The sequence below is a fragment of the Pseudoxanthomonas sp. JC1303 genome (assembly GCF_058448525.1).
Genome location: NZ_CP185958.1, coordinates 2,794,547 through 2,815,187, shown reverse-complemented (window position 1 = coordinate 2,815,187; position 20,641 = coordinate 2,794,547). Strand labels below are relative to the sequence as shown.

At 70.1% G+C, this 20,641-nt stretch carries 19 protein-coding genes and 1 tRNA gene; 10 read left to right on the top strand and 10 right to left on the bottom strand.

The window, feature by feature from the left end:
- The first annotated feature begins 4 nt into the window (after positions 1–4).
- Genes ACORQU_RS12575 through ACORQU_RS12560 form a run of 4 tightly spaced genes read left to right on the top strand, consistent with a single transcriptional unit; the run spans position 5 to position 5,311 of the window.
- Positions 5–1,612: a carboxyl transferase domain-containing protein gene (locus ACORQU_RS12575; protein ID WP_491641493.1), complete on the top strand. Its 1,608-nt coding sequence runs from the start codon at positions 5–7 to the stop codon at positions 1,610–1,612.
- Positions 1,613–1,620: 8 nt separating this feature from the next.
- A complete protein-coding gene (locus tag ACORQU_RS12570) occupies positions 1,621–2,406 on the top strand; it encodes an enoyl-CoA hydratase/isomerase family protein (protein WP_491641492.1) in 786 nt (261 codons plus the stop codon).
- Between the two features lie 2 nt (positions 2,407–2,408).
- The gene (locus ACORQU_RS12565) at positions 2,409–4,403 is read left to right on the top strand and encodes an acetyl-CoA carboxylase biotin carboxylase subunit (protein WP_491641490.1); all 1,995 of its coding nucleotides are present in this window, start codon (positions 2,409–2,411) and stop codon (positions 4,401–4,403) included.
- 5 nt (positions 4,404–4,408) lie between these two features.
- Positions 4,409–5,311 (top strand): hydroxymethylglutaryl-CoA lyase, encoded by a 903-nt coding sequence (locus tag ACORQU_RS12560; RefSeq protein WP_491645113.1) that lies wholly within the window; start codon positions 4,409–4,411, stop codon positions 5,309–5,311.
- Positions 5,312–5,374: 63 nt separating this feature from the next.
- Here the strand turns inward: ACORQU_RS12560 and ychF are convergent, their stop codons facing one another.
- The 8 genes from ychF to ACORQU_RS12520 all read right to left on the bottom strand — a co-directional run bounded on the left by ychF (position 5,375) and on the right by ACORQU_RS12520 (position 12,286).
- Positions 5,375–6,466 carry a redox-regulated ATPase YchF gene (gene ychF / locus ACORQU_RS12555; protein WP_491641489.1) on the bottom strand — a complete coding sequence of 364 codons (1,092 nt, stop codon included), beginning with the start codon at positions 6,464–6,466 and terminating at the stop codon, positions 5,375–5,377.
- 73 nt (positions 6,467–6,539) lie between these two features.
- Entirely contained in the window at positions 6,540–7,121 is a 582-nt protein-coding gene (pth, locus tag ACORQU_RS12550) for an aminoacyl-tRNA hydrolase (RefSeq protein WP_271644786.1), read from the bottom strand.
- Positions 7,122–7,175: 54 nt separating this feature from the next.
- On the bottom strand, positions 7,176–7,844 hold the full coding sequence (locus tag ACORQU_RS12545; RefSeq protein ID WP_491641488.1) for a 50S ribosomal protein L25/general stress protein Ctc: 669 nt from the start codon (positions 7,842–7,844) through the stop codon (positions 7,176–7,178).
- 114 nt (positions 7,845–7,958) lie between these two features.
- Entirely contained in the window at positions 7,959–8,918 is a 960-nt protein-coding gene (locus ACORQU_RS12540) for a ribose-phosphate diphosphokinase (RefSeq protein ID WP_271644784.1), read from the bottom strand.
- Between the two features lie 62 nt (positions 8,919–8,980).
- A tRNA-Gln gene (locus tag ACORQU_RS12535) sits at positions 8,981–9,058 on the bottom strand.
- A gap of 8 nt (positions 9,059–9,066) precedes the next feature.
- Positions 9,067–9,951: a 4-(cytidine 5'-diphospho)-2-C-methyl-D-erythritol kinase gene (gene ispE / locus ACORQU_RS12530; protein WP_491641487.1), complete on the bottom strand. Its 885-nt coding sequence runs from the start codon at positions 9,949–9,951 to the stop codon at positions 9,067–9,069.
- A complete protein-coding gene (gene lolB, locus ACORQU_RS12525) occupies positions 9,948–10,601 on the bottom strand; it encodes a lipoprotein insertase outer membrane protein LolB (protein WP_491641486.1) in 654 nt (217 codons plus the stop codon). The genes ispE and lolB overlap by 4 nt, the downstream gene beginning before the upstream one ends.
- Positions 10,598–12,286 (bottom strand): tetratricopeptide repeat protein, encoded by a 1,689-nt coding sequence (locus tag ACORQU_RS12520; protein ID WP_491641485.1) that lies wholly within the window; start codon positions 12,284–12,286, stop codon positions 10,598–10,600. The genes lolB and ACORQU_RS12520 overlap by 4 nt, the downstream gene beginning before the upstream one ends.
- Positions 12,287–12,351: 65 nt before the next feature.
- Between ACORQU_RS12520 and hemA the strand changes: the two genes are divergently transcribed.
- The 3 genes from hemA (at position 12,352) to ACORQU_RS12505 (ending at position 16,415) form a co-directional block, all read left to right on the top strand.
- On the top strand, positions 12,352–13,632 hold the full coding sequence (gene hemA, locus ACORQU_RS12515) for a glutamyl-tRNA reductase (protein WP_491641484.1): 1,281 nt from the start codon (positions 12,352–12,354) through the stop codon (positions 13,630–13,632).
- On the top strand, positions 13,610–14,695 hold the full coding sequence (gene prfA / locus ACORQU_RS12510; RefSeq protein WP_491641483.1) for a peptide chain release factor 1: 1,086 nt from the start codon (positions 13,610–13,612) through the stop codon (positions 14,693–14,695). The genes hemA and prfA overlap by 23 nt, the downstream gene beginning before the upstream one ends.
- A 100-nt stretch (positions 14,696–14,795) precedes the next feature.
- Positions 14,796–16,415, top strand: coding sequence for an O-linked N-acetylglucosamine transferase, SPINDLY family protein (locus ACORQU_RS12505; RefSeq protein ID WP_491641482.1), 1,620 nt, complete (start codon positions 14,796–14,798; stop codon positions 16,413–16,415).
- Between the two features lie 9 nt (positions 16,416–16,424).
- Here the strand turns inward: ACORQU_RS12505 and ACORQU_RS12500 are convergent, their stop codons facing one another.
- Entirely contained in the window at positions 16,425–17,174 is a 750-nt protein-coding gene (locus ACORQU_RS12500) for an anti-sigma factor family protein (protein ID WP_491641481.1), read from the bottom strand.
- Positions 17,171–17,683, bottom strand: a complete 513-nt coding sequence (locus ACORQU_RS12495) for an RNA polymerase sigma factor (RefSeq protein WP_491641480.1) — start codon at positions 17,681–17,683, stop codon at positions 17,171–17,173. Before ACORQU_RS12495 ends, ACORQU_RS12500 begins: the two co-directional genes overlap by 4 nt.
- A 61-nt stretch (positions 17,684–17,744) precedes the next feature.
- On the opposite strand from ACORQU_RS12495, the gene ACORQU_RS12490 reads away from it, so the two are divergent.
- The 3 genes from ACORQU_RS12490 (at position 17,745) to moaB (ending at position 20,605) form a co-directional block, all read left to right on the top strand.
- On the top strand, positions 17,745–19,049 hold the full coding sequence (locus ACORQU_RS12490; protein ID WP_491641479.1) for a S8 family serine peptidase: 1,305 nt from the start codon (positions 17,745–17,747) through the stop codon (positions 19,047–19,049).
- A gap of 82 nt (positions 19,050–19,131) precedes the next feature.
- Positions 19,132–19,983: a hypothetical protein gene (locus tag ACORQU_RS12485; protein WP_491641478.1), complete on the top strand. Its 852-nt coding sequence runs from the start codon at positions 19,132–19,134 to the stop codon at positions 19,981–19,983.
- Positions 19,984–20,086: 103 nt separating this feature from the next.
- On the top strand, positions 20,087–20,605 hold the full coding sequence (gene moaB / locus ACORQU_RS12480) for a molybdenum cofactor biosynthesis protein B (RefSeq protein ID WP_271644774.1): 519 nt from the start codon (positions 20,087–20,089) through the stop codon (positions 20,603–20,605).
- Positions 20,606–20,641: the final 36 nt, after the last annotated feature.

Here is a 20,641-nt window from a genome sequence, read left to right as displayed (position 1 = left end):
CGGCATGGGCGTGATTGCTTCGAAATTGCGGACCGACGATGCGGTGTTCCAGGCCAATCGCACGGCCCTGCAGGCCCAGGTCGACACCCTGCGCGAGCGCGTGGCCCACACGGCGCTTGGGGGCAGCGAGGCTGCCCGCGCCAGGCACACCGGGCGCGGCAAGCTGCTGGCGCGCGAGCGCATCGACACCCTGCTCGACCCCGGCGCGCCGTTCTTGGAACTGGCCCCGCTGGCCGCCCACGGTATGTACGAGGACCAGGTGCCCTGCGCCGGGGTGGTCGGCGGCATCGGCCGCGTGCAGGGGCGCGAGTGCGTGATCCTGGCCAACGACGCCACGGTCAAGGGCGGCACCTATTACCCGATGACGGTCAAGAAGCACCTGCGCGCGCAGGAGATCGCCCGGGAAAACCACCTGCCCTGCCTGTATCTGGTCGATTCGGGCGGCGCGTTCCTGCCGATGCAGGACGAGGTGTTCCCCGATCGCGAGCACTTCGGCCGGATCTTCTACAACCAGGCCCAGCTCTCGGCCGCCGGCATCCCGCAGATCGCCTGCGTGATGGGCTCATGCACCGCTGGCGGCGCCTACGTGCCGGCGATGAGCGATGAGACCATCATCGTGCAGGGCCAGGGCACGATTTTCCTGGGAGGCCCGCCGCTGGTGAAGGCCGCCACCGGCGAGGTGGTCACTGCCGAGGACCTTGGCGGCGCGGACGTGCATACCCGCCTGTCCGGCGTGGCCGACCACCTGGCCGAAAACGATCACCACGCCCTGGCCCTGTTGCGCGAGATCGTCGGCCACCTCGGCCCGCGCCGCCCACCCGCGCTGGCGCCACAGGCGGTCGAGGAACCGCGCTACGACCCGGCCGAGGTGTACGGCGTGATCCCCGCCGATACGCGCAAGCCCTACGACGTGCGCGAAGTCATCGCGCGCATCGTCGACGGCTCGCGGCTGGATGAGTTCAAGGCGCGCTACGGCACCACGCTGGTGACCGGCTTCGCCCATGTCCACGGCTATCCGGTGGGCATCGTAGCCAACAACGGCATCCTGTTTTCCGAAAGCGCGCTCAAGGGCGCGCATTTCGTCGAGCTGTGCTCGCAGCGCGGGATCCCCCTGGTGTTCCTGCAGAACATCACCGGCTTCATGGTCGGCCGGGCCTATGAAAATGGCGGCATCGCCAAGGACGGCGCCAAGCTGGTCACGGCGGTGGCGACCACGGCCGTGCCCAAGTTCACCGTGCTGATCGGCGGCTCCTACGGCGCGGGCAATTACGGGATGTGCGGTCGCGCGTACTCGCCGCGGTTCCTGTGGAGCTGGCCGAACTCGCGTATTTCGGTCATGGGCGGCGAACAGGCCGCCAGCGTCCTGGCGACCGTGCGCCGCGATGGGCTCGAAGCCCAGGGCAAGACTTGGGCCGCCGAGGACGAGGACGCCTTCAAACAGCCGATCCGCGAGCAATTCGAGGCGCAGTCCGATCCGTACTACGCCAGCGCGCGGCTGTGGGACGACGGCATCGTCGATCCGGCGCAGACCCGGCGCCTGCTCGGCCTGGGCCTGGCCGCGGCCGCCCATGCGCCCATCCCCGAAACACGCTTCGGCGTGTTCCGCATGTAGGCCCGGCCATGGACGCTCCCCTTCTCCAATGCGAACACAGCGGCGCGACGCTGACCCTCTGGCTCAACCGGCCCGAGGTGCACAACGCCTTCGACGAACACCTGATCGCCGCGCTCACCGAGGCGCTGCGCGCCGCCGACGCTGATTCGGCCGTGCGCGTGGTCGTGCTGGCCGGGCGCGGCAAGAGCTTCTGCGCCGGCGGCGACCTGGACTGGATGCGGCGCATGGCCGGTTTCAGCCACGAGGACAACCTGCGCGATGCCGGCGCGCTGGCGACGATGCTGACCACGCTCGCCGGCCTGTCCAAGCCAACCATCGCCCGCGTGCACGGCGCGGCCCTGGCCGGCGGCACCGGGCTGGTGGCCGCCTGCGACATCGCCATCGCCACGCCCGAGGCGCGCTTTGGCACGACTGAAGTGCGACTGGGCCTGATCCCGGCCACGATCAGCCCCTACGTGATCCGCGCGATCGGCGCGCGTGCGGCGCAACGCTATTTCCTCACCGGCGAGCGCTTCGACGCGGCCCAGGCACTGCGACTCGGGTTGCTGCATGAGGTGTGCGAGACGGACACCCTCGACGCGCGCGTGCAGGCCTTGGCCGAGGATCTGCTCGCCGGCGCGCCGCAGGCCCAGGCCGACTGCAAACGCCTGGTCGCCGACGTGGCCGGGCGCGGCATCGACCCGGCGCTGATCGACGACACCACCGCGCGCATCGCGCGGGCCCGCGGCAGCGCCGAGGCGCGCGCAGGCATCGCAGCATTCTTCGACAAACGTGCCCCGGACTGGAGGTCCTGACGGTGTTCGGCAAACTTCTGATCGCCAACCGCGGCGAAATCGCCTGCCGCGTCATCGCCACCTGCAAGCGGCTGGGCATTGCCACCGTCGCGGTGTATTCCGAGGCCGACGCCAACGCGCGGCATGTGCGCCTGGCCGACGAGGCGGTGTGCATCGGCCCGGCCGCGGCGCGCGAGAGCTACCTGCGCGCGGACAGGGTCGTCGAGGCCGCGCGCGCCTCCGGCGCGCAGGCCGTCCATCCCGGCTATGGCTTCCTGTCGGAGAACGCGGACTTCGCCCGCGCCTCTCAGGAGGCTGGGCTGGTCTTCGTCGGCCCGCCGGTGGCGGCCATCGAGGCGATGGGCTCCAAATCGGCAGCCAAGGCGTTGATGCAGGCCGCCGGGGTGCCGCTGGTCCCCGGTTACCACGGCGATGACCAAACCCCTGCGCTGCTGCGCGCGGAGGCGGCGCGTATCGGCTATCCGGTGCTGATCAAGGCCAGCGCCGGCGGCGGCGGCAAGGGCATGCGCGTGGTCGAGCGCGAGACGGATTTCGACGCCGCCCTGGCCTCGTGCCGGCGCGAAGCGTCCGCCAGCTTCGGCGATGACCGGGTGCTGGTGGAGAAATACCTGGTGCGCCCCCGCCACATCGAGGTGCAGGTGTTCGGCGACACGCAAGGCAGCGTGGTGCACCTCTACGAGCGCGACTGCTCGGCCCAGCGCCGACATCAGAAGGTGATCGAGGAAGCCCCCGCGCCCGACATCAGCGCGACCTTCCGCGCGGCCATCGGCCAGGCCGCCGTGGAGGCGGCCCGCGCGGTGGGCTATGTCGGCGCGGGCACGGTGGAGTTCATCGTCGATGCCGACGGCGCGTTCTACTTCATGGAAATGAATACCCGACTGCAGGTCGAGCACCCGGTGACCGAGCAGGTCACCGGACTGGATCTGGTCGAATGGCAGCTGCGCGTGGCGGCAGGTGCGCCGCTGCCGCTGGCGCAGGACCAGATCACCCTGCACGGCCATGCGATCGAGGTGCGTCTGTACGCCGAGCAGCCCGAGCGCGGCTTCCTGCCGTCGACCGGCACGCTGCAGCAGCTGGCCTTTCCCCCCGCCTCGGCGCATGTGCGCGTCGATTCGGGCGTGGACGCAGGCGACACCATCGGTGCCGATTACGACCCGATGATCGCCAAACTGATCGCCTGGGACAGTACCCGCGCTGGCGCGCTCGCACGCATGCGCAGCGCCCTGGCCCAGACCCGAATCGCCGGGGTCGGCAACAACCTGGCGTTTTTGTCGCGCCTGGTGGACAACCCGCAGGTGCGCGCCGGCGGCTATGACACCGGCTTGATCGAGCGCGAGCTGGCCGAGCTGCTGCGCCCGGATCCAGTGACCCCGGCACTGCTGGCCCTGGCCAGCCTGCATGTCCTGCTCGCCGAGCAGCGCCAGGCCGCCGCACTGGCCGCCGCGGCCGGCAATCCGTCCTCGCCATGGGCGATCGCCGATGGCTGGCGCGCCAACGGCCACGCCCGTTGCAGCTTGCGCTTCGACGAGGCTGACGGCACGTCCCACACCGTGCAGGTCGAGCAGCACGCCGGCGGTGTCTGGCGCCTGGATGGTGTGTCGGTGCGCGTACTGGAGATCCACGACGACCACCTGCTTCTGGCGGCCGGCCCGCGCACCGTGCAGGGTCATGTCGTAACTGACGGCGCGGGGGCGCTGACGGTCATCACGGCAGACGCCCGCGTCCGCCTGCAGCCATACGTGCCGCTGGCGCACCAGGCGGGCACCGCCGATGCCCAGGGGGGCCTGGTGGCGCCCATGCCGGGCCGGATCATCGCGGTCATGGCCGAAGCCGGCGCCGAGGTTGCCGCCGGCGCCCCGTTGCTGGTCATGGAAGCGATGAAGATGGAATACACGGTCAGCGCACCGGCGGCCGGCACCGTCACCGCGCTGCTGTGCAAGGTCGGTGACCTGGTGGCCGACCAGGCGCCACTGGTCGAGTTCGAGGTGGCCGCGTGAGCGCCCTGCCCGCCAAGGTGAAACTTGTGGAGATGGGCGCGCGCGATGGCCTGCAGAACGAGCCCGGCACCGTCACCACGCAGACCAAGCTGGACCTGATCGCGCGCCTGGCCGAGGCTGGCCTGCGCCACATCGAGGCCACGGCCTTCGTCTCGCCCAAGTGGGTGCCGCAGATGGCCGACCACGACGCGGTGATGCGTGGCGTGCCACGGCGGCCAGGCGTCGTGTATTCGGCGCTCACGCCCAACCTGCGTGGGTTCCAGGCCGCCCACGCGGCCGGCGCGGACGAGGTCGCGGTGTTCGCCGCCGCCTCCGAGGCCTTCTCGCAGAAGAACATCAACTGCTCGATCGCCCAGAGCCTGGCGCGTTTCGAGGAGGTCACCCGCGCCGCACAGGACGCCGGCGTCCCGGTGCGCGGCTATGTCTCCTGCGTGCTGGGCTGCCCTTACGCTGGCGATATCGCGCCCAGCGCGGTGGCCGAGGTGGCCGCCGCCCTGCACGCGATGGGTTGCCACGAGATTTCGCTGGGCGACACCATCGGCGTGGGCACGCCCGGCAAGACCCAGGCAATGCTGGAAGCGGTGATGGCCCGCGTACCGGTCGAACGCCTGGCCGGCCACTTCCACGACACCTGGGGCCAGGCCCTGGCCAACGTCCACGCGGCCCTGCAACTGGGCGTGGCGACCTTCGACAGCTCGGTGGCCGGGCTGGGCGGCTGCCCGTACGCGCCTGGCGCGGCCGGCAACGTGGCCAGCGAGGACCTGCTCTACCTGCTGGACGGGCTGGGCATCGAGACCGGCGTGGATCTGCATCGGCTGGCGGCCGCCGGTGGCTTCATCAGCCACGCGCTGGGCCGGCCCAGCCGCTCCAAGGTGGCCCAGGCGCTGGCCGGACAGGGCCTGGGTTGAATCCCCAAGACGCGAAAGGCCGCGCAGTGCGCGGCCTTTGCGTCGACCTCAGTGCGGCCCGATTCAGACGTTGAACCGGAAGTGCAGCACGTCGCCTTCCTGCACCTTGTACTCCTTGCCCTCCAGGCGCAGGCGCCCGGCTTCCTTGGCACCGGCCTCGCCCTTGTACTTGATGAAGTCGTCGTAGCCGATGGTCTCGGCGCGGATGAAGCCCTTCTCGAAGTCGGTGTGGATGACCGCCGCGGCCTTGGGCGCGGTCGCGCCGGACTTGACCGTCCACGCGCGGACTTCCTGCACGCCGGCGGTGAAGTAGGTCTGCAGGCCCAGCAGCTGGTAGGCGGCACGGATCACGCGGTTCAGGCCGGGCTCGTCCAGGCCCAGGTCGGTCAGAAAGGCATCGCGGTCGGCATCGTCCAGCTGCGAGAGCTCTTCCTCGATGGCGGCCGAAACCGGCACCACCTGCGCGCCCTCTTTCTCGGCGCGGGCACGCACCGCGTCCAGATGCGGGTTGTTCTCGAAACCGTCCTCCAGCACGTTGGCGATGTACATCACCGGCTTGAGGGTCAGCAGGAACAGGTCGCGCACCAGCGCCTTCTCCTCCTCGTCCAGGCCAGCACCGCGTCCGGGGATGCCGTCGTCCAGCGCCTTGCGCAGCTTCTCCAGCACCGGCTTGCGCGCGATGGCGTCCTTGTCGCCACCCTTGGCGCTGCGCTCGGCGCGGTTGAGCGCCTTCTCCACGCTGTCCAGGTCGGCCAGCGCCAGCTCGGTGTCGATGGTCTCGATGTCCGAGATCGGGTCGACCTTGTTGTTGACGTGGATCACGTCGTCGTTCTCGAAACAGCGCACCACGTGGGTGATCGCATCGACCTCACGGATGTGCGCCAGGAACTTGTTGCCCAGGCCTTCACCGCTGGCCGCACCGGCGACCAGGCCGGCGATGTCGACGAATTCCACCGCCGTGGGCACGACCCGCTGCGGCTTGACGATCTCCGACAGCGCGCCCAGGCGCGGGTCCGGCACCGGCACGATGCCCACGTTGGGCTCGATGGTGCAGAACGGGAAGTTGGCCGCGGCGATGCCCGCCTTGGTCAGCGCATTGAAGAGGGTCGACTTGCCGACGTTCGGCAGGCCCACGATGCCGCATTTGATGCCCATGTCTTGCTCACTCCTGCAACCGCAATCCGGTAAGCGCCAGCGGACTGTGCCCAGTCCGCTGGCGGCTGCCGGCTCACGCCTTGATGCTGTTGAGGCGCTTCATCGCCTCGTTGAAATCACCGGCCACTGCCAGGGGCAGCACGTCCAGCGCGTCGTCGATCGCACGCCCGATCAGGATCTCATCGTCCGCACTCGGTCGGCCCAGCACCCAGCCGGTGACCTTGTCCTTGTGGCCGGGATGGCCAATGCCGATGCGCAGCCGGCCAAAGCGCCCGTGCCCCAGCAATTTCATCGTGTCGCGCAGGCCGTTCTGGCCGCCATGGCCGCCGTCGAACTTCAACCGGGCGATCCCCGGCGGCATGTCCAGCTCGTCATGGGCGATCAGCGCCTGCTCGGGCTCGATCTTCCAGAACCGCAGCGCCGCGGCGACCGACTTGCCCGAGAGGTTCATGAAGGTGGCCGGCTTGAGCAGCCGTACCGTCTGCCCGCCGAGGCTGGCCTGGGCGGTCTCGCCGAACAGCTTGGCATCCACGGCGAACCGCGCGCCCAGCTGCAGCGCGAGGGTGTCGACAAAACGGAACCCGGCATTGTGCCGGGTCCGCAGGTGTTCGGGTCCGGGGTTGCCCAGCCCGACGATGAGACGCACGCCTTCCATCGAAGGTTCGCCAGACCACCGGGACAGGCCTGCGGCCCGCCCCGGCGCGTCCGGTTACTCGGCGTCCTTGGCGCCGTCGTCGGCGACCTTGGCGGCCGGCACGTCGGCGCTACCTTCCTCGCCCTCGGCCGACTCGTCCTCGACCTTGACGTGCTTGGCGATGACCACGGCCACGTCGTGCTCCTTGCCCAGCTTCAGCTCGGGGATCTCGACGCCCTTGGGCAGCTTCAGCTCGGACAGATGGACCACGTCGCCCAGGGCCAGCTTGGCCAGGTCGATCTCGATGAACTCCGGCAGGTCCGACGGCAGGCACTCGACCACGACTTCGTTGAGCTCGTGGGTGATGACCACGTCGGAGGACTTGCCGGCCGGCGAGGTGTCCTGGTTGAGGAAGTGCAGCGGCACGGCGGTGCGCAGCGTCTCCTTGTCGTTCACGCGCTGGAAGTCCAGGTGCATGATCTGCTGCTTGAACGGATGGCGCTGCATGTCACGCAGCAGGACCTTCTGCACTTCGCCATTGAGGCTCAGGTCCAGGATCGACGAGTAGAACCAGTCGTGCTGGCTGGCGGTCCAGACTTCGTTGTGGTTCAGCGAGATGCTGACCGGCTTGAGGTCGCCACCGTAGACGATGGCGGGGACGCGACCGGCGTGACGCAGGCGGCGGCTCGCACCCTTCCCCTCGTCCTCGCGGCGCTCCACGTTGATTTCATGTGTCGTAGCCATGTTGATTCACTTCTTTGGTTGGTAGACCGCCTCGCGGCGGCGATGCGACTCCCCCGCGACCAGGAGAGCCGTATTGCGGCAGGCGATGGAGGATTCCCCCGCCCGCCGGAATGCTTAGTCCACGTAGAGCGAACTGACCGATTCGCCGAAGGCGATGCGGCGGATGGTCTCGGCCAGCATGCTGGCCACCGAGAGCTGGCGGATCTTGCTGCAGCCACGGGCCGCGTCGGACAGCGGGATAGTGTCGGTGACCACCAGCTCGTCGAGCACGGACTTGTTGAGGTTGTCCACGGCCGGGCCGGACAGCACCGGGTGGGTGCAGTAGGCGGCGACCTTGGTCGCGCCCCGGTCCTTGAGCGCGGCCGCGGCGGCGCACAGGGTGCCGGCGGTGTCGACGATGTCATCGACCATCACGCATTCCTTGCCTTCCACGTCGCCGATGATGTTCATCACGGTGGAGACGTTGGCGCGCGGGCGGCGCTTGTCGATGATCGCCAGGTCCGCATCGTCCAGGCGCTTGGCGATGGCGCGGGCGCGGACCACGCCGCCCACGTCCGGCGAGACGACCATCATCCGGTCGGTGCCATAGGCACGCCAGATGTCGGCCAGCAGCAGCGGCGAGGCGTACACGTTGTCCACCGGGATGTCGAAAAAGCCCTGGATCTGGTCGGCATGCAGGTCCACGGTCAGCACACGGTCGGCGCTGACGGCGCTGAACATCTTGGCCGCGACCTTGGCGGTGATCGGCACGCGCGAGGAGCGCAGGCGACGGTCCTGACGCGAATAGCCGAAGTACGGCACCACGGCGGTCACGCTGGCGGCGCTGGCGCGCTTGAGCGCGTCGATCAGCACCAGCAGTTCCATCAGGTTCTCGGCCGTGGGCGCGCAGGTGGGCTGCACCACGAACACTTCCTGGCGACGGACGTTCTCCTCGATCTCCACCTGCACTTCGCCGTCGGAGAAGCGCGAGACCATCGCCTTGCCCGGGCGCACGCCCAGTTCGCGACAGATGCTCTTGGCCAGCGGCTTGTTGGCGTTGCCGGAGAAGACCAGCAGGCTGCGTTCGTCTTGCACGGGAGGTTCTCGATGACTGCGGTGGGACGTCTTGAAACGGCGGCGGCACACGAACGACGGGCTGGCTGGGGCGGCAGGATTCGAACCTGCGAAATGCCGGGATCAAAACCCGGTGCCTTAGGCCTCTTGGCGACGCCCCAGTAAAAAATCAGTCCGCGTCCTGCACTTTCCCTTCCAGCGCGTCCAGCAGGGGCGAACGCGCCGCCCCGGCCACCACCCAGCCCTGCTGGTTCGCAGGTAGCAGCGCCAATCCGGCCTGGGCGGCCTGAAGGCTTGCGAACTCCACGAAACAGCCGCTGCCCGTCCCCGTCAGTCGTGGCGTCCCGATGCTGGACAAGGCCTGGAACGCCGCCTCGATGGCAGGTTCCCGGCGGCGCAGCACCGGCTCGAACACGTTGTCGGGCACGGATCCGGAAAGGAAGTCCGCTATTTTCACGGGTGGGGCATTGCGCGTCAAATCCGGCGCGCCGAACAGCTTGGCCGTGGCCACGTGGACGCCCGGGTCGACCAGGACGTACCAGGCTGGGGCCAGGTCCAGGGGCGTCAGCCGCTCACCCACCCCCTCGGCCCAGGCGTTGCGCCCGCGCACGAAGACCGGCACATCCGCGCCCAGCGCCAGGCCCAGCGTGGCCAGTATGTCCTCGCTCAGATCCAGCCCCCACAGGCGGTCCAGCACCCGCAGGACCGTCGCCGCATCGGAGGACCCGCCGCCAAATCCGCCACCGGCAGGAATTTCCTTTTCGACGCAGATATCGGCACCAAGTGCGCATTTTGCGTGTTTCTGCAGCAGGATCGCAGCACGCACAAGCAGATCGTCCGCCTCCGCCACGCCGGGAACCGAGGCGCCGACGCGGGTGATGCCCCCGTCCTCACGGACTCGGATTCCGACCCGGTCGCCCCAGTCCAGCAGGCGGAAGGCGCTCTGCAGGTCGTGATAGCCATCCTCGCGGCGGCCGATGATGCGCAGGCACAGGTTGAGCTTGGCCGGTGCCGGCCACCACGACCAGCCACCCGGCGTGGCATTGGCACTCATGGCGTCGCCGCGCCGGCAGGCTGCCAGGCATCGATGATCAGGCGCACGCGCGAGTCGCCGCGCTCGGCCTCGATCCGCGAGGGCAGCGCCGGAACATCGGCGGTCGCGGGCTGCCAGGCGGTGTAGGCAATGCGCCAACCGGACTGTTCCAGCAGCGCGGGCAGGCCATCGGCGCCGTACTGAAGATGGCCGGGCGCGGCCCCAGGCGCGGCCTGGCCACGGATCCAGTAGGCCAGCGCCTGCACCGGGATTTCCCAGCCAGTGGCCGCCAGCAGCAGTTGGCCGGCATCGGCGCCGCGCAGCGGACCACCGTCCAGTCCTTCGAGCAGCACGCCCTGCCCGTCGCCGGTCAGGCGCCAGCTCTGCCGGGTGACCGGCGCACTGAGCGATACATCGAACTGGGCGCCGCGCTGGCGCCAGTCGATGCGACCGCTGCCGCCCTTGTCGGCGCGCCGGATCGCGACCCGCCCTTCCAGCGCCCAGTCCGGATGCGCCTGCAGCCAGCGCTCGCGCGCGGCCTGGTTCGCGGCGGCAGCGGCCGGATCCGCGGGGCCTGCAACCGGCGCGATCGGACGGGGACCCAGCGTGGTGCAGCCGGCCAGCAACATCGCCAGCGTCAGGCTGGCGGCGGTTTTCAGCGGGGACTTCATGCGCCGGCCTTCTCCAGCGCGCGCTGCAGCGAGCGGTTCTGCGGGTCGAGCTTGCGCGCCTCGTCGAAGTAGCGTCGGGCCTCGTCGTGCTGGCCGCGCTCCCACAGCAGCTGGCCCAGGTGGGCGGCGATCTCCGGATCCTTCATCAAGGTGTAGGCCCGGCGCAGCTGCACCAGGGCTTCGTCCTTGCGGCCCAGGCGATAGAGCACCCAACCGTAGCTGTCGATGATCGCCGGCTCGTCCGGCTCGGCCGCGCGGGCCCGGTCGATCAGCTCCAAGGCTTCCTTGTAACGCTCGGTGCGGTCGGCCAGGGTGTACCCCAGCGCGTTGAGCGCAGCGGTATTGGTGGGATCGGTGACCAGGACCCGGCGCAGGTCGGCCTCGGCACGGTCGATGCGGTCGCGCCGCTCCCATGCCAGGCCGCGCGCGTAGAGCAGATTGGTGTCGTCCGGATAGGCGGCCAGGCCGCGCGCCAGGGCGTCCAGCTCTCCGGCGTCATCGCCTTCCTTCTGGCGCAGCTCGGCTTCCAGCAGATAGGCGTCGCGGCGCGCCGGCTCGTCCACCGAGGCATCGGCCTGCAGTGCGTGAACGCGATCGAATGCGTCCTGCTTGCGCCCCAGCGCGTACAGCGTATTGGCCGTGCGAAGGCGGGCTTCCACCTTCTGCTCGCCTTCGCCCACGCCCTGGTACCAGTCCAGCGCCTGCTGCGGACGCTTGAGGTATTCGGCGATCTGGCCCAGCAAGAGCCGCTGCGCCGGGTCGCGCACCTGCGCGTCATCCGCCCCGCCGGCCTCCTTGTAAAGCGCATCCAGGCCCGCGGTGTCCTCGGCCTTGGCCAACAACGAAGCCCGCAGGCCGTAGGTGCGGGTGTCCTGCGGACCATTGGCCAGGGCGGCGGCGGCTTGCGCGGGCAGGCCCAGGGCGTCGAATTCGGAGGCGATGCCCAGGCGCATGTTGGCGTCCTGGGTGGCGCCGGGCTCCAGCCCTTCCAGCACCTGGCGGGCCTCGTCGGTGCGCCCGGCCTGGCGCAGCTGACTGGCATGCAGCAGGGCCACACGCGGATTGACCGGGAACCGGGCGATCACCTGTCCCACGATGCGCTCGGCCAGGGCGGGCTGCTGCAGCGACTGGGCCAGTCCGCCGAACGCCAGCCACACGTTGAGCTCATTGGGCAGGGCCTGGTCATCCAGCAGCCGGCCCAGCACACGCGCCGACAGCGCAGGATCGCGCCCGCCGCTACCCAGCGAGGTCAGCGCGTAGCGCCACGCCTGGGGATCGGGGTCGCGCAGGAGGGATTCGAGCTCGCGGCGGGCGGCACGCTCGCGCCCCTGACGCAGGGACAGCGTCGCCTCGGCTGCCCGCATCGCCAGCGATTCGGGCGCGCGGCGCTTCCACAGCTTCAGCGCCCGGGCCGCGCGCGCATCGTCATTGGCCAGCAGCGAGATCCGCGTGGCGAGCTCGGCCAGGCCGGTGTCCTCGCTGGCCTCGGCCGCCTCCAGATACAGCCGCGACGCCTCCGGGAGCTTGCCGGCCTGCAGGGCGAATTCCCCCGCCATGACCGGCTCCAGCACGCTCGAAGTCGTCGTTTCCGCCTTGGCCGGTTGCCGGGCCTGGAGGGCCGGGACTGACGCAAAACCGGCAACCAGCAGCACCAACGACGGAACGAAACGCATCTTTGCGGGCATTAGGGGGAACCGGGCCGTAAAATGGGGGGATCAAACAGCCAGCAGCTTAGCGCAAGCCCTAAAAGATGACGTTGTGGGTCCTTGGACTGAACCATCAGACCGCGCCGGTCAGCCTGCGTGAGCGGGTGGCCTTTGCCGGCGATGCGCTGCCCGAGGCGCTGGCGGCCCTGCGCGCGCTGCCGCAGGTGAGTGAAGCGGCGCTGCTGTCCACCTGCAACCGCACCGAGCTTTACGCGATGGCCGAGGACGCCACACCGCTGGTGCAGTGGCTGGCCACGCATGGCGAAGGGCTGGACGGCTACCTGTATCGCCACCGCGACGCCGAGGCCGTGCGCCACCTGTTCCGGGTCGCCACCGGGCTGGATTCGATGGTCCTGGGCGAGCCGCAGATCCTGGGCCAGGTCAAGGATGCCTGGGCGCTGGCGCGGGAGCATCGTGCGCTGGGCAGCGGCCTGGATCGCCTGTTCCAGCAGGCCTTCTCGGTGGCCAAGCGGGCCCGCACCGATACCCGCGTGGGCGCCAACCCGGTGTCGGTGGCCTCCACCGCCGTGCGCCTGGCGCAGAACTCCTTCGCCCGCCTCAGCGACTCGACCGTCCTGCTGGTCGGCGCCGGCGAAACCATCGAACTGGCCGCCAGGCACTTGAGCGAAGGCAAAGTCCGGCGCCTGCTGGTGGCCAACCGCACCCTGGCCCATGCCCAGGAACTGGCCAGCCGCCACGGTGGGGTGGCCTTGCCCCTGACCGAACTGGACCGCCACCTGGCCGAGGCGGACGTCGTGTTCTCGGCCACCGCCGCGCGCGAACCGGTCATCAACCGCGCCCAGGTCGTCGAGGCATTGGCGCGGCGCAAGCACAAGCCGATGATGCTGTTCGACCTGGCCGTACCGCGCGACATCGAGGCCAGCGTGGCCGAGCTGGCCGACGCCTACCTGTATACGGTGGACGATCTGGAGCGCGCGGTGGAGGAAAACCGCCGCGGTCGCCGCCAGGCCGCCGACGAGGCCGAGACCATCATCGACCTGCAGGTGGCGCGCTTCGTCGAGACCCTGCAGGCCGGCAGCCGCCAGGCCCCGCTCAAGCGCCTGCGCGCCTACGGCGACGCCACCCGACAGGAGGTTCTGGAGAAGGCCCAGGCCCAGCTGACCCAAGGCCGCGACCCGGCCGAGGTCCTGGAATTCCTGGCCCACACCCTGACCAACCGCCTGCTGCACCCGCCCACCGCCGCACTGCGCGAAGCGGCGTTGTCCGGCGATACCGACCTGACCCGCGCTGCCGAACGAATGTTCCCGGCCAAGGCGCCCTACTCCCACGCCAAGTTGCCCGATGACGCCGACCCTGCGCCGTAAGCTGGAGGCGCTGGCAGAGCGCCGTGAGGAACTCGAACGCCTGCTCGCCGATCCCGAGGTTGCCAGCGACAACGAGCGCTTCCGCAACCTTTCGCGCGAGTTCGCCCAGCTCGAGCCGCTCGCCACCGCGCTGGCGGCCGAGGCCCAGGCCCGCGCCGACCTGGCCGCCGCGCAGGCCATGCGCGAGGACCCGGAGCTGCGCGAACTGGCCGAAGAAGAGATCACCAGCGCCCAGGCGCGGCTGAGCGAATTGGACGAAGCCTTGATGCTGCTGCTGGTCCCGCACGACCCGCGCGACGAGGGCAACCTGTTCCTGGAAGTCCGCGCAGGCACGGGCGGCGACGAAGCGGCGATCTTCGCCGGCGACCTGTTCCGCATGTATGCGCGCTACGCCGAGCGCCAGGGCTGGAAGGTCGAAGTGGAATCGGACAGCCCCGGCGAACACGGCGGCTACAAGGAAGTGGTGGCGCGCATCGTCGGCCGCGGCGCCTATTCCCGGCTGAAGTTCGAATCGGGCACCCATCGCGTGCAGCGCGTGCCGGCCACCGAATCGCAGGGCCGCATCCACACCTCCGCCGCGACGGTGGCGATCATCCCGGAGGCCGACGAGGTCGAGGAGATCGTGATCAATCCGGCCGACCTAAAGGTCGACACCTTCCGCTCCTCCGGGGCCGGCGGCCAGCACGTCAACAAGACCGACTCGGCCATCCGCATCACCCACATCCCGACCGGCGTGGTGGTCGAGTGCCAGACCGAGCGCTCCCAGCACGCCAACCGCGACAAGGCCATGAAGCGGCTCAAGGCGCAGCTGCTGGACGCCGAACGCAGCCGGCAGGCGGCCGCCGAAGCCCAGACCCGCAAGCTGCAGGTCGGCAGCGGCGACCGCAGCCAGCGCATCCGCACCTACAACTTCCCGCAGGGCCGCATCACCGACCACCGCGTCGAAGGCCTGACCCTGTACGACCTACCCAACATCATCGAAGGCGGCATGGACGACCTGATCGGTCGCCTGGTGCACGAACACCAGGCCGATGAGTTGGCGCGACTGTCGGAGGGGACGTGACCTGGAGCGATCTGGCGTGAACTTACCGACTGCGCAGCGCGAACTGGAGCAGCTGCGCCGGCACCTGCGCCGCGAGCCCGGGAACTTCGTCGGATGGGTGATGCTGGCCGACGCTGAGATGGACCTGGGCCAGCCCCGCGTTGGCGAGGCCGCCGCCCGCCATGCGTTGTCGTTGCAGCCCAACCACCCCGAGGCCCTGGCGCGACTGGGCCGGGCGCAGTGGATGCTGGGCGACATCGATGCTGCGGCCGCCAGCCTGCGGATCGCCTGCGAGCTGCAACCGCAACATCCCGGGTTTTGGCTATGGCTGGGCCATGTACTGGAAGACGCACAGGACGCCGAAGGGGCCGCCGAAGCCTATCGCCGTTCCCACGCCCGCATGCCGCAAGAGGCGCAGATCGCCGCGCACCGACTCAATTGGCAGCGCAAGCTGTGCGACTGGCGCGATCTGGAGGCGCTTGCCAAACAGGTGGTGCGCGCCGTCGAGCAAGGCCAGTCTGCGGTGGAACCGTTCGCATTCCTGAGCGAGGACGCCTCGCCCGAGGCTCAGCGCCGGTGCGCGGCGACCCGCGCAGCGGCGCTGACGAGCGAGCCAGCCCTTCCTCCCCCCCAAGTGCGGACGTGTGGGCGGCTGCGGGTCGGGATGATCTCGAATGGGTTCGGCGCGCACCCCACCGGACTGCTGATCGTGGCCATGGTTGAAGCGCTGGCCAGCGATCCCAATCTGGAACTGCACCTATTCGCGCTCAACACCGGTGATGGCAGTACGATCGGCCAGCGGCTGCGTGGCGCTGCACATTGGCACGACCTGTCGGTCAGTGCGCACGGCCAGGCCGCCGCCGCCATCCGGGCCGCAGGCATCGACGTGCTGTATGACTTGCGAGGCTGGGGTGGCGGAGGACGTCCGGAGATCCTGGCCCAGCGCCCGGCGCCGGTGCAGGTCAACTGGCTGGCCTATCCTGGCACCTCGGGCGCGCCATGGATCGATCACTTGCTCGCGGACGACTTCGTCATTCCACTCGGCAGCGAAGCGGCCTACAGCGAGGGGATCGTGCGCTTGCCACGGGCCTTCCAGCCGTCGGACACGCAACGCACCGTCGGCACGCCGCCATCGCGCACGGCGCTGGGACTGCCGAACGAGGGCATCGTGTTCTGCTGCTTCAACAACAGCTACAAGCTGAACCCACGCAGCGTGGACCGCGCCCTGGCAGTCCTGAGGCACGTTCCCGGCAGCGTCCTGTGGCTGCTCTCAGGCCCGGGCCGGGCCGACCTACGCCTGCAGGAGTACGCGGTAACCCGAGGAATCGAGTGCAGCCGGCTGATATTCACGCCAAAGCGTCCGCACACAGAATATCTAGCGCTGTACCGGCACGCAGACCTCTTCCTGGACACCTCGCCGTACAACGCGCACACCACGGCCTCCGACGCGCTCTGGGCCGGTTGCCCCATCCTGACCACTCCGGGCCGCACCTTCGCATCGCGGGTCGCCGGCAGCCTCAACCATCACCTAGGCCTGGACGCGCTCAACGCCGTCGACGACGCGGCCTTTGTCCGGACCGCGATCGAGCTGGCCACCCATGCCGGCGCACTAGAAGCCGTCCGCCAAACACTGGACGCGGTCAAGCTAGAGCGATCGGTCTTCGACATGGAGGGCTTCGCCCGCGATTTCAGTGCCGCCACGCTGGACATGGCCCACGTACGTGGATGGCACAGACACTAGACATCACCCTTAGGGATGCCAGCCCACCTTGCGCGCGGCCTGTTCGCCCTTTGCGTCCAGCGCTTCGCCTGCGATGCGCGCATCCACCGCGTCGAGCACCGCGGCAGGCAGCGGCGAGGCCGCCTGGCGCATCGGTCCCTGCGCGGGCTCTTCCTCGTGTGCGAGCACCGGCAACGACCAACCCTGCCCATCGCGACAGGCCAGGCCGGCGGTCCTGGCCGAAGCCATGCTGAAGGCGCGGCAGTAGCGCCCCCCCTGGTCGCGGAAGCTCAGCGCCACCTGCACCCTGCCAGCGCGATCGACGGACAGCTGGTCGTCCAGCGCCGCGGCCAACTCACCCCGTGCGCGCAGCCCGTCGCTGCCCTGCACCCAATCTGCCTCACGGGGGCCCCGCAGCCATGGCAGCGCGATCACCGCCAGCACGATGCCGGCGGCCAGCGCGCCGAGGTGGGTCCATACCGTGCGCGCCCGATTGCGTGGGGCGAAGGCCACGACATGGCCCGGCGCCGTCGTTGCCTCGCTAGCGCCCGCCTTCGATGCAGCCCCGGTGCCGAGCACCCACTGCAGCAACGCATCGGGCACGGGTGCTTGCGCCGCTGCCACATGCGAGGTGCGCAGGCGCGCATCCAGGCGACGCTGGCGCGCGATCCGCGCGGCCAGTTCCGCGTCGCGTGTCATCGCAGCGTCGACCTGCGCGACGCCTTGCGCATCCAGTTCACCGTCCAGGTAGGCCATCAGGGTGGCTTCGTCGATCGTCATGTCGCTGCTCCAGGTTCGTCGCCCAGCAGGGCCTGCAACGCCTCGCGTCCGCGTGCCAGTCGGCTGGTGAGGGTGCCGATCGGGATGTCCAGGACCTGTGCCGCCTCGCGGTAAGCCAAGCCTTCCACCAGCACCAACGCGATGGCGCTGCGCTGCTCCTCGGGCAAACGCGCCATCGCCACCTCGACCGACAGGCGCACCGCGTGTGCCTCGACGGTCGTCACGCCGACCCGTTCACCCAGTTCGGCATCGGCGAACACCTCCTGCCCGCGCCGACGCGACCGCACCTCGTCGATCCAGGCGTTGCGCACGATGCGATACAGCCACGGATCCAGCGGCTGGGCCGGATCCCACTGCGCCGCCCGCGCCAACGCGCGCTCGGCGGCGACCTGAAGCAGGTCGTCGACATCGTGCCGCGTCCCGGCCAGATGGTGGGCGTAACGGCGCAGTTTCGGCAGCCGCTCGCACAGCGCCTGGCGGAAGGACGGGGTCGCCGCGTCATGCTTCATGGGAGGTATACGTTCGGGAAGCCAGATTGCTTCCATGGCAGGCACACCATGTTGTACACCGATGCGACGCACCCAGGGCGGCGCGATCCTAGCGCAAGCCGCCGCCCTTACGGCGTGCTTGGTCCTGGCGCCGGCGGCGCACGCGCAACTGCAGCCTCTTCAGCCCCTGCAGCAGGCCACCGCGCCGATCACCCGGGGTCTGACCCAGACGGTCGATCCGCTGTTGCGCGATACCACCACGACCATCGACCGCACCCTTGCCCGCGCGCGCATGCTGGCCCAACGCCAGCTGTTGCGCCAGCATCGCGATGCACTGGACACCGATGCCAACGACAACGTCGTCGTGCGCGGCCAGGTGCTGGCGCTGGCGCCCACCCCCGAGGCCCTGGAACTTGCACGCCGGGCCGGCTTCACCGTCGAGCCTCCGCACCACCTGAACACCCTGGGCCTGGACGTGGTGTCGCTGCATGCCCCGCCCGGCGTGTCCACGCGCGAGGCGGTGGACACGCTGCGCCGGCTGGATCCGTCCGGCAGCTACGACTACGACCATCTCTATGCACAGGGCGGCGCAGCGGAGCCGACCCGGGGCGTGGCCGCGACGCCGGCACCCCAGGCTGGAACGCCGTGGCGAGTCGGTCTGGTCGACAGCGGCGTGGACGCCAACCATCCCGCGCTGGCGGGTGCGCAGATCCAGCAATGGGGCTGCGCCGACCAGCCACACCCGGACCTGCATGGCACGGCCGTGGCCTCGCTGCTGGTCGGCGATGGCCGGCACGCCCACCCCGGGGTGTACCTATTCGCGGCCGATGTGTACTGCGGCACGCCGACCGGGGGCAATGCGCTGGATGTGGCAAAGGCGCTGGCCTGGCTGGTACAGCAGCGGGTGCGCGTGGTGAACCTCAGCCTGGTTGGCCCGGACAATGCGTTGCTCAAGCGCGCGGTGGCTGCGGCGCTCGGGCGCGGCATGGTAGTGGTCGCCGCGGTCGGCAACGACGGACCCGCCGCGCCGCCACTGTTTCCCGCGGCTTATCCGCAGGTGATCGGCGTGACCGCAGTGGACCCGCGCGATCGCGTCCTGCCCGAGGCCGGGCGTGGCGCGCAAGTGGACTTGGCTGCGGTCGGCGCGCAGGTCCAAGCCGCCGCGCCGGGGGGTGGATACCAACGCATGCGTGGCACTTCGTTCGCCGCGCCACGCGTGGCCGCACTCGCCGCCCAAGCCCTGGCCGCGCGCCCTGAGCAAGATGCCGACGCCCTGCTCGATGCCCTGTCGGCGCATGCGCGCGATCTTGGCGCCCCCGGCCCGGACCCGATCTACGGCCGCGGGCTGGTGCCGGACACGCCGGATGAACAGGCGGCAACACGCTAGGGGCACCGGGAAGAAACGTGCACCTCCAGGCGTAGGACTCTTTGAAGGCAGCGGATTTCCCGCGCCAACGAGGAGACATCCCATGCGTCACACCACGCTGAAGTTGGCCACCGCCGCGATCGTGCTTGCCCTGGGCAGCACGGGCACCTCGGCCCAGGTCCTTGGCGGCCTGGGCGGCCAGGTGGGCGGCGCCATCGGTGGTGCCGGCAACATCGGCGGCCAGATCGGCGGCGTCGGCCCGTCCATGGGCGGCATCGGCAACACGATCGACACCACTCGTGGCATGGCCGGCGATCGTCTGCAGCAGAGCCGCACCCGTGCCGAACGCGCCAAGGAGCGCGCGGCGGCGACCACCGCGTCGGTGGCCAGCCAGGCGCAGGGGCTGGGCCAGCAGGTGCAGACGCTCGGCAACGCCGCCAGCTCGGCCGCCTCGGTGACCGGCGATGCCCGTGGCACCGGCAACGCCGCAGGCAGCGCGTCCAACGGCGACCTGAGCGGCGCGCTCAACGGGGCCGGCAACGCGGCAGGTTCGGCCGCCGTCGATACCAGCGGGGTGACGGGCGCCGCCCAGTCCACCGCCCGCCAGACCGCCGACACGGCCCGCACGGGCGCCACCCAGGCCGCGCAGGGGGCACGCAACGCGGCCAGCCGCGTGCGCGACACAGCGCAGACAGTCGCCGCCCGCACCCAGAGCGGCGTGCAGAACGCAGCCGACCAGGCCGGTGCCGCCGCATCCGAGGTCGGTAACAGCGCCTCATCGGCCAGCGGCAGCGGCGCTGCTTCCGGTAGCGCGACCGGCAACGGCACGCTGGGCGACACCACCGGCACCGGTACCACCTCGGGCCATGCCAGCGGCAGCGCCTCGCGCAGTGGTGCGAATGCCTCGATCGGCGGCTCGGCCAATGGCTCGGCCAGCACCGACACCCAGCCGTAAGCGGCTTGGCTGATACACCGGCGCCGGCCCCCTTCGGAAGGCCGGCGCCGCTCTATCGAGCCCGTGCGTTGAAGCCTCACGGCCCAGCGCTTAGGCTGGCGGGATGAGCCATGCCGACACCCTGATTCCCCTGCGCCTGTGCGTGCTTACCGTCTCGGACACCCGCACCCTGGCCAACGACACTTCCGGCGACTATCTGGTGGGCGCGCTCACCGAGGCCGGCCACCTGGTCCGCGACCGCACGCTGGTCAAGGACGACATCTACCGGATGCGCGCCATCGTCGCGGCCTGGATCGCCGATGACGAAGTCGACGGCATCCTGGTCACGGGGGGCACCGGCTTCACCGGCCGCGATTCCACGCCAGAGGCGGTGCTGCCCCTGCTGGACAAGCAGATGCCGGGCTTCGGCGAGCTGTTCCGCGCGGTCAGCGTGGAGGAGATCGGCACCTCCTCGCTGCAGTCCCGCGCGTTTGCCGGGCTGGCCAACCAGACCTTCGTGTTCTGCCTGCCAGGCTCGACCTCGGCCTGCCGCACGGCCTGGGAGAAGATCATCTCGGCCCAGCTGGACGCGCGCACCCGCCCCTGCAATCTCGCCACGCTGCGCCCACGCCTGAAGGAGTAGAACGGGCGTCCATCTCCCCCAAAGGCGTGTGGATCG